16 protein-coding genes are annotated in these 15,138 nt (G+C 61.5%); 10 read left to right on the top strand and 6 right to left on the bottom strand.

Annotation, left to right across the window (positions count from 1 at the left end):
- Positions 1-98 precede the first annotated feature (98 nt).
- The gene (locus UF78_RS04330) at positions 99-2,327 is read left to right on the top strand and encodes an esterase-like activity of phytase family protein (protein WP_045160807.1); all 2,229 of its coding nucleotides are present in this window, start codon (positions 99-101) and stop codon (positions 2,325-2,327) included.
- 54 nt (positions 2,328-2,381) lie between these two features.
- Here the strand turns inward: UF78_RS04330 and UF78_RS04325 are convergent, their stop codons facing one another.
- Positions 2,382-3,407 (bottom strand): CNNM domain-containing protein, encoded by a 1,026-nt coding sequence (locus UF78_RS04325; RefSeq protein WP_045160806.1) that lies wholly within the window; start codon positions 3,405-3,407, stop codon positions 2,382-2,384.
- Positions 3,408-3,675: 268 nt separating this feature from the next.
- On the opposite strand from UF78_RS04325, the gene UF78_RS04320 reads away from it, so the two are divergent.
- Entirely contained in the window at positions 3,676-4,134 is a 459-nt protein-coding gene (locus UF78_RS04320; protein WP_045161091.1) for a hypothetical protein, read from the top strand.
- A gap of 58 nt (positions 4,135-4,192) precedes the next feature.
- Here UF78_RS04320 and UF78_RS04315 read toward each other — a convergent pair whose 3' ends face one another.
- Positions 4,193-4,651, bottom strand: coding sequence for a carboxymuconolactone decarboxylase family protein (locus tag UF78_RS04315; protein ID WP_045160805.1), 459 nt, complete (start codon positions 4,649-4,651; stop codon positions 4,193-4,195).
- A gap of 93 nt (positions 4,652-4,744) precedes the next feature.
- On the opposite strand from UF78_RS04315, the gene UF78_RS04310 reads away from it, so the two are divergent.
- The 3 genes from UF78_RS04310 (at position 4,745) to UF78_RS04300 (ending at position 7,981) form a co-directional block, all read left to right on the top strand.
- Entirely contained in the window at positions 4,745-5,548 is an 804-nt protein-coding gene (locus UF78_RS04310; protein ID WP_045160804.1) for a helix-turn-helix transcriptional regulator, read from the top strand.
- Between the two features lie 151 nt (positions 5,549-5,699).
- Positions 5,700-6,689, top strand: coding sequence for a GlxA family transcriptional regulator (locus UF78_RS04305; RefSeq protein ID WP_045160803.1), 990 nt, complete (start codon positions 5,700-5,702; stop codon positions 6,687-6,689).
- Between the two features lie 110 nt (positions 6,690-6,799).
- Entirely contained in the window at positions 6,800-7,981 is a 1,182-nt protein-coding gene (locus tag UF78_RS04300; protein WP_045160802.1) for an MFS transporter, read from the top strand.
- A gap of 196 nt (positions 7,982-8,177) precedes the next feature.
- On the opposite strand, the gene UF78_RS23080 is transcribed toward UF78_RS04300, so the two are convergent.
- Positions 8,178-8,438 carry a hypothetical protein gene (locus UF78_RS23080; protein ID WP_230623567.1) on the bottom strand — a complete coding sequence of 87 codons (261 nt, stop codon included), beginning with the start codon at positions 8,436-8,438 and terminating at the stop codon, positions 8,178-8,180.
- Between the two features lie 10 nt (positions 8,439-8,448).
- Positions 8,449-8,832 carry a VOC family protein gene (locus tag UF78_RS04290; protein WP_045160801.1) on the bottom strand — a complete coding sequence of 128 codons (384 nt, stop codon included), beginning with the start codon at positions 8,830-8,832 and terminating at the stop codon, positions 8,449-8,451.
- 281 nt (positions 8,833-9,113) lie between these two features.
- Here UF78_RS04290 and dksA point away from each other — a divergent pair, with 281 nt between their 5' ends.
- From dksA to UF78_RS04275, 3 genes are read left to right on the top strand one after another with little or no spacing between them, the layout of a single operon-like run.
- A complete protein-coding gene (gene dksA, locus UF78_RS04285) occupies positions 9,114-9,518 on the top strand; it encodes an RNA polymerase-binding protein DksA (RefSeq protein WP_045160800.1) in 405 nt (134 codons plus the stop codon).
- A gap of 9 nt (positions 9,519-9,527) precedes the next feature.
- On the top strand, positions 9,528-10,730 hold the full coding sequence (gene zigA, locus UF78_RS04280) for a zinc metallochaperone GTPase ZigA (protein WP_045160799.1): 1,203 nt from the start codon (positions 9,528-9,530) through the stop codon (positions 10,728-10,730).
- Positions 10,730-11,371, top strand: a complete 642-nt coding sequence (locus UF78_RS04275; protein WP_045160798.1) for a DUF1826 domain-containing protein — start codon at positions 10,730-10,732, stop codon at positions 11,369-11,371. The genes zigA and UF78_RS04275 overlap by 1 nt, the downstream gene beginning before the upstream one ends.
- A 55-nt stretch (positions 11,372-11,426) precedes the next feature.
- On the opposite strand, the gene UF78_RS04270 is transcribed toward UF78_RS04275, so the two are convergent.
- Positions 11,427-11,756: a four-helix bundle copper-binding protein gene (locus UF78_RS04270; RefSeq protein WP_045160797.1), complete on the bottom strand. Its 330-nt coding sequence runs from the start codon at positions 11,754-11,756 to the stop codon at positions 11,427-11,429.
- 329 nt (positions 11,757-12,085) lie between these two features.
- Here UF78_RS04270 and UF78_RS04265 point away from each other — a divergent pair, with 329 nt between their 5' ends.
- Positions 12,086-12,676: an IMPACT family protein gene (locus tag UF78_RS04265; protein ID WP_045160796.1), complete on the top strand. Its 591-nt coding sequence runs from the start codon at positions 12,086-12,088 to the stop codon at positions 12,674-12,676.
- Positions 12,677-13,145: 469 nt separating this feature from the next.
- Positions 13,146-14,096, top strand: coding sequence for an adenosine deaminase (locus UF78_RS04260; protein WP_045160795.1), 951 nt, complete (start codon positions 13,146-13,148; stop codon positions 14,094-14,096).
- 30 nt (positions 14,097-14,126) lie between these two features.
- On the opposite strand, the gene UF78_RS04255 is transcribed toward UF78_RS04260, so the two are convergent.
- Complete coding sequence (locus tag UF78_RS04255) at positions 14,127-15,044, bottom strand: LysR family transcriptional regulator (RefSeq protein WP_045160794.1); 918 nt, start codon at positions 15,042-15,044, stop codon at positions 14,127-14,129.
- Positions 15,045-15,138: the final 94 nt, after the last annotated feature.

Genomic DNA, 15,138 nt, shown 5'->3' with positions numbered 1-15,138 from the left:
CCTATTGAGGCGAAACAAGCACAACCTCGTCACCGTCCGGTAACAAACCCGGCCTAGCGTGTTTTGGCTAACCCCAATCACCGAACGCCGAGGCCCGCATGAACAGACCGACCTGCCTGACCCGCACTGCGCTTTCGACCGCGCTCATAGCGGCCTTGCTGCCGCTGACCTCGCAGGCCACCGTTTCGCGGGCCGCGGAATACTTCGAGCGGATCGCGACCTTTCCGGTGTACCGCAACCTCGGCTCGGATGAGGACGTCGCGCGCCAGACCGTCGCCGAGATCACCGCTGTGAGCCGCGACGGCCGCACGCTGATCTACACCGACAGTCCTGGCGAGCGGATTGGCCTGGTGGACATTGGCGACCCGAAATTGCCGAAACCTGCTGGCTTCGTGCAGCTCGAAGGCGAGCCGACCTCGGTCGCCGTGCATCAGCACTTCGCTCTGGTCGCCATCAACACGTCCCTCAGCTTCGCCCAGCCCGACGGTGTGCTGGCGGTGTTCGACATCCGCAATCCCGCCCAGCCCAAGCGTGTCGCCACGCTGCCAATGGGCGGTCAACCGGACTCCATCGCCATCAGCCCGAAGGGCCGTTATGCCGCGGTGGCGATCGAAAACGAGCGGGATGAGGATCTGAACGACGGGTTGCTTCCACAACTGCCGGCCGGCTTTCTGCGCATCGTCGACCTCAAGGGCCAGCCCTCGCGCTGGCGGACACGGGACGTCGATCTGACCGGCCTGGCGGACGTCGCACCGGGCGATCCGGAGCCCGAATACGTCAGCATCAACGATCAGGACGTCGCAGCCGTCACGCTGCAGGAAAACAATCACATCGTGCTGGTCGATCTACGTCGCGGCCGCATCATGCGCCATTTCAGCGCGGGCCAGGTCGACCTGGAAGGTGTCGACGTTAAAGAGAACGACCGCATCGAGCCGGTCGGCGTGCTCAAAGGCAAGCGCCGCGAACCGGATGCAATCGCCTGGGTCGGCCCGCTGATAGCGACGGCGAACGAAGGTGATTACGAAGACGCCAATGGCGAAGAAGGCGGCAGCCGAAGCTTCACCCTGTTTGATTACAACGGACGCGTCTGGCACGAAGCCGGCACCTCGATGGAGCACGCCTTCATCCGTGCCGGTCACTACCCGGAAAGCCGCTCGGAGAACAAGGGCATCGAGCCAGAAGGCATCGCCGCGGCGAGCTACCGCAAGCATGACCTTCTATTTGTGGGCAGCGAGCGCGGCAATGCGGTAGCCGTGTATGACGTCGCACGCCCATGGGCGCCGGTGATGCATCAACTGCTACCGGCAGGCATGGGACCGGAAGGCATTCTGCCGATCCCGTCGCGCAATCTGCTGGTGGTCAGTAGCGAAGAGGATTCGGCCGAGGATGGCTATCGTTCGACGATCTCGATCTACCAGTACGGCGCGAAAACGGCCTCGTATCCGGAGATCCGCTCGACCGAGAGCCAGTTGATCCCCTGGGGCGCACTGAGCGGCCTGGCCGCCGACCGCACGCAGAACGACCGCCTCTACGCCGTCCCGGACAGCTACTACAAGGCCTCGCGCATCTTCAGCATCGATACGAGCAAGACGCCCGCCGTCATCGACGGGCAGATCGAATTGCGCAAGGCTGGCAGAACGGTCGACTACGATCTGGAAGGCATCGCCCAGGCCAGCAATGGCGATTTCTGGCTGGCTTCCGAAGGCAACGGCAAAGCCAAGCCGAACCTGCTGATCCGCACAAACGCAAAGGGCGAAGTACTCGAGGAGAATGCGCTGCCGGCGAACGTGGCGGCTCAGCAGACCAGCAACGGTTTCGAGGGCGTTGCGGTGGTGGGGGAAGGCGCCAGCACCCGCGTGTATGTCGCCTTCCAGCGCGAATGGAAGAACGACCCAGCCGGCAAGGTGCGCATCGGCGTGTTCAATCCGAACAGCGGCGAATGGGGCTTCTACCACTACCCGCTCGACCCGGCTGTCGAAGGCGGCTGGGTCGGATTGTCCGAGCTCACCTCGATCGGCAATGGCCAGTTTTTGGTTATCGAACGCGACAACCAGCAAGGCCCTGCCGCCGAAGTCAAACGGCTGTACCGCATCGATCTGAGCGGCATGCAGCCCGCCGCGGAAGGCCAGGGTTTCCCGGTGGTGAACAAACGTCTGGAACGTGACCTTCTGCCCGACCTGAAGAGCACCGGCGGCTGGGTGCTGGATAAGGTCGAAGGCGCTGCGGTCGATAAGCAGGGCCGGTTGTTCGTGGTAACCGACAACGACGGCGTGGAGGACGCCAGCGGCGAGACGCGTTTCATGCGGTTGGGGATGGTCGAACGCTAAGGTAGATCAAGCCCCTCGCCCGCCCTTCCTGGGCGGGCGGAGGGGCAATCGAGCTTACCCCTCCCGGGTTCGCTTGATGCGATGATCCCAGCGACGCTTGGCGAAGCGCCGCATATTCGGAATGTCGTCGGTTTCGTCCATGATCGGTTTGCCGAGTATGGTTTCCATGATGTCTTCAAGGGTGATCAGCCCGCGCCAGCTGCCGAACTCATCGTAGACCAGACACATATGCTGACGCTCATGCAGCAATTGGGTCATGAGGTGCTCAACGCTGGTCATTTCGGGCACGACCTTCATAGGCTTCATGATCGAGGAAACAGGTGCATCATCGTCGGTCGCCGCGAGCGCGTCATAGCGAAAAACCACGCCCAGTGGAGCTTCGTCTCCACCAATCACCGGGTAACGCGAGAATTGGCTGTCGGCAACCTTTTCCTTGAACGCGCCAATAGCCGTATCAGGTCCGGTGTAGTCGCACACCGTGCGCGGCGTCATGACATCGCGAACCTTGATCTCGTGCAGGTCGAGAATATTACTGATAACGCGCTGCTCGTCCTCGTCGAGGCTTTTGTTCTCGCGGCCTAATATCGTCAGCGCTTTGATTTCCTGCCGAATGTCGTGCTCCGGTTCCTTGCCACCGATCAGCCGCATGATCATGTCGGATAGAAGGATGAAAGGTTTGAGCATCCAGATCATGCCGCTCAGCAACGGCGGCAGGTAGGGTGCAAGCGAGCGCCAGTAACGAGCACCAATGGTCTTGGGAAGGATTTCCGAAAGCACCAGGATCAGCACGGTCATGACCGCAGAGGCGACGCCGACATAGCCGTTGCCGAATACAACGGTCACCTGCGCGCCCACGCCAGTCGCGCCTACGGTATGCGCAACGGTGTTCAGCGTCAGGATGGCAGCAAGCGGCTGGTCGACTTTGTCCTTCAGCTCTTTAAGGCGCTCATAAAGCTTGGGTCGGGACGCTCTTTGGTGAGCGATGAAGCTAGGCGTAAGCGATAGCAGCGCGGCTTCAAGGATGGAACAGATGAATGAAACGAGGATGGATAAGACAGCGAATGCTATCAGGAGGGTCATGTAGAGGAATTTCGTTGCCAAAGGCAGCGCAATTTACCGCAAAGACCCACGCATGGCTGGAAGCGCATGCAACATTTCATTTCCTGATTGCAGATCGGATGGCCTGAAGATTTTCATCGTCAGCGCGTGCTGCTGACCGATTGTGCCGCGCGGGTTGGAACGGCCGAGTTTGGTCCATTACCCGCTTGTTCCGACCGCGCTCGTCGGCTAGGGTGCCGCCCTCGACAGCAGGGTTCACTCCGGAGTACTACAGATGATCAAAACAGGGATGTTGGCGCTTGGCCTACTGATGGCGTTATCGGCTCAGGCAGACGAGCAACGCATCTATCTAGTGGCGACGATGCAGCTGGATGGGTCCACCCTGGCTCAGACCATATTCCTGCATGAGCCGGACATTACCGAGCTGGAAGGCTGTCTCGAAGCGGTCCGTGAGGGCCAGCGCTCACGCGACTGGCAAAAATACCGGCACATCTTTCGGAGCGACCGGTTCAAAGGTTTTTCCGGCCATATGCAGTACCGCTGTGCCTTCAGCGAGCAACGGTTCAGCAGTTGGGGGGACGGCCCGCGCTACAACCGGGCGTACCTGATCAGCGTCGACGACAAGGCAGTGCTCAGTGTGTCGCGAATCCCTAGCCAGGCCCAATGCATGGCACAACTGCGCGCGCTTTCCCTGGCCAGGCAGGCGCAGAGCTTATGCGCCATGAGCAATCAGGACCTCAAGTCTTGAGCGGCGAACGCCCCGGGAGCCAAGCCAGGGGCGTCGCACGAGGTCAACCGAATCGCGCTTACGCCGGCTGGTAACTGCCCGGCACCGGCGCGAAGGAAACTCCGAATCGATTCCACGCGTTGATGGTCGCGATGGCCAGTGTGAGATTGGTCAGCTGCGCTTCGGAGAAGTGTTGGCGCACTTCATCGAACAAGGATTGCTCGACACCGTTTGGCAACAGCGTATTGGCCTCGGCCCAAGCCAGCGCGGCGCGCTCGCGATCAGTGAAGAAGGGCGTTTCGCGCCAGGCGCTCAGTGCATAGATGCGCTGCTCGGTTTCGCCGTGGGCGCGGGCATCCTTGGTATGCATATCGATGCAAAAGGCGCAGCGGTTGATCTGCGAAACGCGGATCTTCACCAGTTCCATCAATGGTTTGTCGACGCCGTCTTCGCTGCGGCTCTGGCGGGCCAGGTAGGTTTCCAGCCCGATCATCGCCTTGACGGCTTCGGGAGCGGCTGCTTGGTAGTTCATACGCATGATGTTTCTCCTCGGATTGAATATGGGCGTAGCCTACGCAGCCGCGGAGGCGCGCTATTGTAGAATTTCGACATCTTCGAATGCGGGATTGCCATGTCCTCACTGCACGAGCGCCTGCCACGCATCCAGGGCTTCATCACCCGACCGCCGAGCCCGGCGTTGGCCGCGTATGTGCAGCGTTTCTGGTGGCTGAAGGACAATGCCGCAACCGTTTACGACGCACAGTTGCTGCATCCGGATGGCGGCAGCGGCGTGATCTTCAACTTCGCCGAGCCGCTGATCGTCAACGGCGTCGCTCACTTGCCTGCCGCATTGATCGCCGGTCCGCAGCTGGCCAGCAGCCGATTGCAGTTGGCCGCTCGGGTAAACCTGATGGGCGTGCGTTTTCGTCCCGGGATGGGCACCGCTTTCTTCCGCGTGGGACTAGACGAACTCTCCGGCTTTCATGGCGATGACTGGTCCGATCTGCGGCTGAGCAGCCTGGTCGATGCATTGGCCGAGCTGGATCTGGACGCCCAGCAGGCATTGGTCGAACGCGAGCTGCTTGCGCGCCTGAAAGATGCGCAGGACCCACGAGCGCCGGTACAACAACTGCTCACCCGGATCGCCGACAGCCAGGGCCGCGCGCGCCTGAACGAGTTGATGCAGGCGGTACCGCTCGGCCAGCGACAACTGGAGCGCCTGTTCCGTCATCAGGTCGGGCTGACGCCGAAACAGTTCAGCCGCATCCAGCGCGTGGCGCTGGTCCGCCGCGAACTTCGGGCCGGTGAGTCGCTACTGGAGACGGCACTGGCCTGCGGCTACGCCGACCAGGCCCACTTCATCCACGATTTCAAAGCCGTGGTCGGCATGACACCCGGCCAGTACCGTCTCCGCGCGCAGCCCACCGAGACGTAATAGCGCCGCGTATAGAGCATGCCGAGCCGGCTCGCCGTCACAATCCAGGCCATTGAAATTATTGCAATGGCAAGATCCGTGTGAACCTTGTCATTGCGACATACACGCCGCCATCGCAGACTGCCAGCACCTTCCCTGTAGAGGTGCCGCGATGGACACCACTCGCACCGTTGCCTGCCTGGTTTACCCGGATGTGATGAGCCTCGATGTCACCGGCCCGATGCAGGTGTTCGCCTCGGCCAATGTCGAGCGCCAGCGCCAGGGCTTGCCGGCTCATTACCAATTGCTGCTGATCGGCGAGCAGCCCGGCCCCTTCCCGACCTCTGCAGGATTGAAGCTGGTCGCCGACATGGATTGGTCCAGCATAGATCCGGCCACGCTGGACACGCTGCTGATTCCGGGAGGCAATGGCGTGAAAGCGCAGCTGCGCAATCGCCCATTGCTCGACTGGCTGCGACGCGCCGAACCGCATGTGCGACGACTGGGATCGGTGTGCTCCGGGGCCTTGGTCCTGGCCGAAGCCGGGCTTTTCGATGGGCGCAAGGCGACCACCCACTGGGCCGACTTGCAGGCGCTCGGCGAGTACTCAGCCGTGGACGTACAAGGCGACCGTCTGCACACCTATGACCCGAAGGATCCGGCGACCGCCCACCTGTTCAGTTCGGCCGGGGTCACCGCGGGTATCGACCTCGCGCTGGCCCTGGTCGAGGCCGATCTGGGGCGCGCCTTGGCCCTCTCGGTCGCTCAGCGGCTGGTGATGTTTTTGCGAAGGCCAGGCGGGCAGACGCAGTTCAGCCCCATGCTGGCCACGCCAACCGGCGCCGTGGCACGGCTCGCCGCGCTGCTCGAATGGATTCCTGGTCACCTGGGTGACGATCTTTCCATCGAAGCCTTGGCCGAACAGGCGCACATGACCCCGCGCACCCTGTGCCGCCTGTTCAGTCAGGAAGTGGGCATGGGGCCAGGACAATATATCGAGCGCGTACGGCTGGAGGCCGCGCGGAGCCTGTTGCTGAGCGCGGAAACATCGATCGCGACGGTGTCGCGGCTGACCGGCTTCGGCCATCCGGAAAACCTCAGGCGCACCTTCCAGAAACATTTGTCGGTGAGCCCTCGAGACTTTTTCCAGCGTTTCGGCTGATCGGCAACCCCAGCCGAGCATCACCCGCTTCGAACACATGTTTGCTCACGCACGCGGCGCCAAGCCAGGCGTGGCTGTCCCCGCTTATCTCCAGACAAAGGACGAACCCCGTGCCCCTCTTATTCAGCAACGCCCAGATTTTTCGCTTGTTCGCCGCCCAGGCGCTGTACTGGTCCTGCTCGATGATTGGCATCATCCTCACGTCCATCGTCGGCCTGCGACTTGCCCCCTTTGCCGGTCTGGCGACTCTGCCACTCGCCCTGCTGATGCTGGGCGGCCTGCTCGCCTTGCAACCCATCGCCGGGCTCATGCAGCACCGTGGTCGCAGGGTCGGCTTCCTGTTCGGCGCGCTGGCCGGCGTACTGGGTGGTCTGCTGAGCGCACTTTCGCTCTGGCTCGACAGCTTCACCCTGCTCTGCCTCGGTGCGCTGCCCATCGGGGCCTATCAGGCCTCGGCCATGTATTACCGCTTTGCCGCCCTGGAATCGGTGGCGGAAGCGTTCAAGGGTCGGGCCACCGCCTGCGTAATCGGCGGTGGCGTGGTTGCCGCCCTGATTGCGCCGGCACTTGGTACTGCGGCAAGCGGGCTGGTCACGACGCCCTTCGCCGGCGCCTACTTGCTGATCGCCGCATTGGCCGCAATTGGATTCGTCATCCTGGCTGGCTTGAAGCCTGGTAGCGGAACGACTGCTTCGCCCGTCGCCTCGGCGGCCGTCTCATGGCGCGAGTTGCTCACACGGCCCACCGTCAGAGCTGCCGTACTGACTACCGCAGCCGGCCATGGTCTGATGATCCTGGTCATGAACGCGACCCCATTGGCGATGCACGCTGAAGGCATGGATCTTCAGGCCAGCAGCCAGGTAATCCAGTGGCACATGCTCGGGATGTTCCTGCCTGCATTCATCGCCGGTCCGCTGGTAGACAGACTGGGCAGTCGGCTGGTGGCGTGCGTCGGTGGCGGTTTGCTGATATCCAGTGCAGTCGTCGCCCTGCTCGGCCTCAGCCACTGGCACTTCATGATCAGCAGCTGCCTGCTCGGTATCGGCTGGAACCTCATGCTGGTCGCCGGTACCACCCAACTGGGCCAGGGCCACAGGCCGGAAGAGCGGGCCCGGGCGCAGGGCCTGATGGAGTTGAGCAACGGCAGCGTGGCGGCCGTGATGTCCTTCGCCTCTGGCGCGCTTATCGCAGGAGCGGGCTGGTCCGCTGTTAACGTCGGGCTTCTGCCGATCGTGACCTTGGTTGTGCTGGTGCAGATCGGCGAGGCTTATCGGAAGCGGCAGGTGGCCTGAAGGAGGCCTGCAGCCCAGTTGGGCAGCGTCACCAGATCGCTGGGGTATACCGGTCCTGTAAACAGAAAAGCACCGCTCACCTCTAACCGTTCTAATTCGTGCGCCTCCTCACGCGTCGTAGTGGGACAAAAAAGGATGTAGCAGCGCTGCTCGAGGAACGCCTGCCGGCCGGCCTCACAGGTGAGATCGAATCCATCTATTTCCCGGCAGAAAACAGATGCTTCGCCAGAATCGACTGACTGCTCCGAGCATCGGCCGGATTGCTCCAGTCGCCGCCGGCCTTGAGAATCAGGCGGCTCTGCCGCGACCTCCGATGCTGAATAAGCCGCTTTCGCAAATTGACGCCGATACCCACTTTCAAAGGTATCCCGTCCACGCTGTGGATCTCATAGATACCCGGTCGCGCGGGCACGAACTGTTCGATTTCGGAGAAGCGGATTCGAGTCATCTCGTTCATGGCGTCTCGTCTACAGGACAGAACCACCGCTTTGCATATCCTGGCCAAACACGATCCGGTGCCCCTCTGGTGTGGCCACGCCAAACTCACGCATTCCCCACGGCTTGTCGGATATGGGTTGGAAAACGATGACGTCGCGCTGCCGGTAGTCGCGGTAAAGATCGTCGATGCCTTCACAATTCACATAGGCGAAGTAGGCATGGTCATGCGTATCACGGGCCGGCAGTTGGTCGCCACAGTGCCCCAACATCACGTGAAAACTACCCAGGCTGACGAACGACCAGCCCTCCACGCGAAATCGAAGTGAAAAACCAAGTTCGTTGAGGAAATATTGCTCGGTACGTTCCAGGTCATTGACTGCCAGAACATGTTGGGTTGCCTTTACTTCGAACATTACCGTTCCTTTCATCTAATCAGTAGATCGTATCCGCAGCGTATGCCTTCGGCACAGCTGAATCCTGTTTGCTATCAGTAAGCGCAGGCGCTGCCGCGATTCATTGTAGAAGCTGGATGATCCGCTCTTTGCTCGTCATCTAACTCCCTCCTCGATTCCCTACGCCTCGTCAGGCACAGCGTCTGTTGAAAGCTGTTTACCGGCCATTCGATGATCGTATTGGCTAACGCCGTAATGTTATGTTATAACTTTTATCAAATCTTGATATTCACGTGCCACCCATGACCGAAGCCGAACTCCTCGCCCAACCCGCCGACGCCTATATGAACGAGGCTCAGCAAGCCTTTTTCCGCTCCTTACTGCTGCACCAGCGTGCCGAGCTGCAGGCGCGTATCGCCGAGGAGTTCCAGGCGCTACGCGAGCAGGAGCCGAGCAGCGATCCGTCCGATATCGGCACCGCCGAAGAGCAGCGCCAATGGCAGCTGCGCTTGCTGGAACGGGAGAAGAAGCTGCTCGACAAGATCGATGATTCGCTGGACAGCCTCGCCCGCGGCGAATACGGCTGGTGCGCCGAAACCGGCGAGCCCATCGGGCTGAAACGGCTGTTGCTACGCCCCACCACCACGCTCTGCATTGAAGCGAAAGAGCGCCAGGAACAGCGCGAAAAACACCAACGAACCGCCTGAGAAATCACCATGAATCGCCTCCCTGTCACCGTGCTGTCCGGCTTTCTGGGTGCCGGCAAGAGCACCCTGCTCAACCACATCCTGAAGAATCGCGAAGGCCGCCGGGTGGCGGTCATCGTCAATGACATGAGCGAAATCAACATTGACGGCAGCGAGGTCCAGCGCGACGTCAGCCTCAACCGCGCCGAGGAAAAACTCGTGGAGATGAGCAACGGCTGCATCTGCTGCACGTTGCGCGAAGACCTGCTCGAGGAGGTCGGCAAGCTGGCTCGCGAAGGCCGTTTCGACTATCTGCTGATCGAGTCCACCGGCATCTCCGAACCCTTGCCGGTGGCTGAAACCTTCACCTTCCGGGACGACGAGGGACAGAGTCTCGCGGATCTGGCGCGGTTGGACACGATGGTGACGGTAGTCGACGGCGTGAATTTCCTACAGGACTTTCATGCTGCCGAGAGCCTGGCAAGCCGTGGCGAAACCCTCGGCGAAGAGGACGAACGTTCGATTACCGACCTGCTGATCGAACAGGTCGAATTCGCCGACGTCATCCTCATCAGCAAGATCGACCTGATATCCAGCGCCGAGCGCGCAGAGCTGACGGCGATCCTCAGTCGTCTCAATACCCACGCCGAGATTCTGCCGATGAGCATGGGCCGCGTACCGCTGGCGCACATCCTCGATACCGGCCGTTTCGACTTCGAGCGTGCCGCCCTTGCTCCCGGCTGGCTCAAGGAAATGCGCGGCGAGCACGTGCCGGAAACCGAGGAGTACGGCATCGCGTCGACCGCCTACCTCGCGCGGCGGCCCTTCCATCCGCAGCGGTTTCACGACTTCCTCAATCGCGAATGGACCAATGGCCGCCTGCTGCGCTCCAAGGGCTACTTCTGGCTGGCCAGTCGTCCGCAGGACGCCGGTGCCTGGTCTCAGGCTGGCGGGCTGATGCGTTACGAATATGCCGGACGCTGGTGGCGCTTCACACCAGAAGCGCAGTGGCCCACCGACAATGATGCGCGCGCCGCCATTCGCCTGAAATGGGACGAGGACAGCGGGGACTGCCGCCAGGAACTGGTCTTCATAGGCCAGAACATCGACTTCGACCGGCTGCGCGCCGAGCTCGATGGGTGCCTGCTAAGCGAACTCGAATGGAACCTCGGCCCGGAGCGCTGGATGCGCATGCCGGATCCGTTCGGCCCGTGGCAGCAGGAAGTCGCCTGATGCTAGCGCCCTCTCTCGCCCGGCCGTACCCGCAGCAAGTGTTCGGCAGCACGCCTGCGGTGCTGGGCGACGCGTTGCGCGATGGCGTCAACCTGGCGGTGTGGCAGCGCCCGTTGCCGCAGCCCGTCGCAGACTTCGCCCAGGCCCTGTTGGCGCTGGGCCAGCCACTGGCCGAATCGCTGACGCTCGAACCCGATGCAAACAACCTGCAGACTCTTCCCCTGGCGGAGGCCTATCGGGACATCGCCGGACACGCCGGGTTTGTCGCCGATGTCGCCTGGCTGACGAGCGCGTTCGCCTGCCTGATAGACGCACGCCGCGTCGGGCTGCGCCTGCGCGTGCTGGATAAGGCGATGTGCCCGCGTTTTCACGTGGATCACGTACCGCTACGTCTGATCACAACCTATGCGGGGATCGGCAGCGAGTGGCTCCGCGAAGAGGCCATGCTCCGCCAGCGCTTGGGCGAACCGAGCGCCGAGCCCGCCGACATAGGGGACATCGAGCGACTGCAGGCGGGTGAGGTCGCATTGTTCAAAGGCGAGAAATGGCAGGGTAACGAGGGCGCCGGAATCATTCACCGTTCACCGCAGGTTGGATCCGGGGAGCGCAGGCTGATCCTGACACTGGACTGGCTAGCCTGAAATAAAAGGGCCGGCAGCCATAGCTGCACGGCCCCACGGTACAGCGTGGTTTCGATCAGGCGGCCATCTTTTCACATTCATCAGCGCACTTGCGACACGCCTCGGCGCAGGCCTGGCAATGATCCATCTGATGTTTGCCGCACTCCTCGGCGCACTCACGACAGGCTTGTGCGCAGATGCGGCACATTTCCTTGGCCAGGCCGCTGTCACGGGTCATCAGCACCGCGGCGAGCGCGCAGAGATCGGCACAGTCGCGGTCCAGCTGGATGCAGCGCGCCATCATTTTCACGTCATCCTCGCGCAGGCAGGATGCGGCGCATATCTCGCAGGCAACGGCGCAATTGGAGCAGGCCTGGATGCAGGATTGGTAGGTGGAATTGAGCATGAAATGATCCTCCCGTAAGTGGCAGATAACGCAGGCCTTGATCGCCTCTGGTATCCGATCTTTTTTCGTTAGCAGGGATGCGCAACGCCGACCATCTGCGGCCGCCTCCGCTGATAGAAGGTTGGCCACTTGACCGGGCGGATGGGCCTGACGCACGCTACCGAGCCACGAAATTCGTCGCGTCTGGTCTCGAACCGACAGTCAGACGCATACAGTTGTGTGTCGCATCATCCGCGGAAGTTCACGTCAGTGGCTGGGCGGTATCGGGAGCGGCACACCGGGCCGGGTGACCCGTTACAATGCACGCTTTTGCTGCTGTCCTAGCGCCTATGCCTTTTACCCTCGCCATGCCCTGCGACTACCAGGAAGTGATTCGCAAGAGTCGCTTCCTTGCCAGGGCTGCCCCGATCGCTCAACCGGAGGACGCGCAGGCGTTCATCCAGACAGTCAGCGACAGCACCGCCACGCACAATTGCTGGGCCTGGAAAATCGGCAATCAGTACCGTTTCAGTGACGATGGCGAACCCGGCGGCACGGCCGGCAGGCCCATGCTGACGGCCATCGAAGGCCAGGGCTGCGATCAGGTAGTCGTCGTGGTGACGCGCTGGTTCGGCGGGATTCAGCTCGGCACCGGCGGGCTGGCACGCGCCTATGGCGGCTCCGCGGCGAAATGCCTGCAAGCAGGCGAGCGATTGGCGTTGGTGGTGAGGGTTCGCTGCCGCTGCCATTGCCGCTTTGCTGAACTGGCGCTGCTCAAAGCCCGCCTGGGCGATCACGAGGCACTGATCGAAAGCGAAACCTTCGATGCCCAAGGCGCTGAGCTGGTCCTCGCACTACCGAGTGCACAACGCGATGGGCTGCAGCAACTGCTCGCCGATATCAGCCGCGGACGGAGCCGTCTGTCGGATGCTGAATGCTGACAACGCCGCGTTTATTGCCCACATTTCTTGTGGAGCGCGCTGTGGATAACCTTTTGATGAGTGGCTGCATCACCGAAACGGCGCGGCTTACGGAAACTTGCTCACTTATTGAACAAAGCTGCCTTATCGCCTGAGACGCAACTCTCAAGCGCATGAATATCAAGCTTTTTTTGACTTTTTCGACCGCGCAATCGTTTTGCTATCAATCATGGCAAAACGGTTCGATAGTTATGCCCGAAAGAGGTGGAGAAGTCTGTGGATAACCCTGGTAATAACCCGCCGAGCCCTGATGGTTGCTGCGCTTGGCGATACTGATCAAAATTCCGCCAATGTCATCGCTTATTCATCTTGCCGCCATGCCCCGGCAATCTTGCCCTGCTCAACTATCGAAGCAGGCCGCACACCGGCATATCGGTTGCAGGCACTCATGACTAGAATGCCTCGCAAACCAGATGACGAGAACCCGACCATGTACGACTGGCTCAATGCCTTGCCCAAAGCCGAATTGCACCTTCACCTGGAAGGCTCGCTGGAACCTGAACTGCTGTTCCGCCTGGCCGAACGCAACAAGATCGCCCTCCCCTGGAACGACGTCGAGGCGCTACGCAGCGCCTACAACTTTGGCAACCTGCAAGAGTTCCTCGACCTCTACTATGCCGGCGCCGACGTGTTGCGCACCGAACAGGATTTCTACGACCTGACCTGGGCCTACCTGCAGAAGTGCGAAGAGCAGAACGTGGTGCACACCGAGCCTTTCTTCGATCCGCAGACGCACACCGATCGCGGCATTCCGTTCGAAGTCGCCATGAGCGGCATCAGCGGCGCCCTCGCCGATGGGCGCGAGATATTGGGCATCAGCAGCGGTCTGATCCTGAGTTTTCTGCGTCACCTGCCCGAGGAAGAGGCCTTCAAGACGCTGGAACAGGCGATGCCGTTTCGCGATGCCTTCTTCGCGGTCGGCCTCGACAGCTCGGAAATGGGGCATCCACCCAGCAAATTCGAGCGGGTCTTCGCCAAGGCGCGCGCCGAAGGTTTTCTCGCGGTTGCACACGCCGGCGAGGAAGGCCCACCCGACTATATCTGGCAGGCACTGGACCTGCTCAAGGTCAGCCGCATCGACCATGGCGTGCGTGCCGCCGAGGATCCGAAGCTGATTGCACGGCTAATCGACGAGCAGATTCCGCTCACGGTGTGCCCGCTATCGAACACCAAGCTCTGCGTGTTCGACGACATGAGCCAGCACAACATCCTGAATCTCCTGGAACAGGGCGTGAAAGTCACGGTGAATTCGGACGACCCGGCCTATTTCGGCGGTTACGTCACCGAGAATTTCATGGCCCTGCACGATAGCCTGGGCATGACCGAGAGCCAGGCGCGGCGCCTGGCGCAGAACAGCCTGGACGCCCGCTTGGCCAAGTAGTCAACAGCGGGTAGCCAGGCGCGACCTGCATCAACTGGTGAACGGTGCTTGCTCAAGCAGCACCTGGCACCGTTCGACCAGATGCTCACGCAGCAACCGCACCATTTCGCCCAGATGCGCGCGGTGAGCGCAGATCAGATTCAGCGGCGCCGGCTCGCCCAGCAATTCCGGCAACAGCACAACCAAACGCCCCGCCTGCACATCCTGGGCAACGTCCAACCAGGACTTGTACACCAGCCCCTGCCCCGCCAACGCCCAGCGTCGCACCACATCGGCGTCGTCACTGACTCGATCACCGCTCACGACCTGCTCCAGCTCATGCCGACCGTCGTAAAAGCACCAGCGCTCATGCGCCCGCCCCGCCAGCATGAAGCGCAGGCAATTATGGTCGGAGAGTGCAGCCAGCGAGCGCGGCGATCCATGGTTCGCGAGATAGCTCGGCGCGGCGCAGAGCACTCGTCGATTAGCGGCCGCCACGGGCAGCGCCACTAGACTGGAATCCTCCGGTTGGCCGTAGCGCAGCGCGATATCGACCGGCTGTCGAAACAGATCCGCATTGCGATCAGCCAACAACAATCGAAGCGTCAGCAGCGGATGGCGCAACTGGAATTCGTCCATCCAGGGCAAAAGCACATTGCGCCCGAAGTCCGACGGTGCCGATAACTGCAGCGTGCCGCTGATGACCGCTTTTCCCCCGGCCAGCAGTTGCTGACCTTCTACCAGACTCTGCAAGGCCGAGCGCGCATGAGGCAGATACAGCTCGCCTTCGCCCGTCAGCCTCAGGCTGCGAGTCGAGCGCACCAGCAAACGGCAACCCAGCTCAGCCTCAAGCCGTTTGAGAGCCGCGCTTGCAACGGCGGGTGACAATTCCAACTGGCGAGCGGCAGCAGAAAGGCTCCCCAACTCAGCGGTCAATACGAACACTTGCAAGTCATTACTGCGCAGCATTTTCAATATTCTGTTGAAAGAGCCTCTGCAGAATATGCTGTTTTTCTTCCCGGCGCGAAAGCCGAACATGGCACGTATCCCCTTCCAACTTGAG

It is taken from the genome of Stutzerimonas stutzeri, assembly GCF_000952685.1.
In the GTDB taxonomy this organism is placed as follows: Bacteria; Pseudomonadota; Gammaproteobacteria; order Pseudomonadales; family Pseudomonadaceae; genus Stutzerimonas; species Stutzerimonas stutzeri_E.
This window is presented reverse-complemented; position numbering and strand designations above follow the sequence as displayed.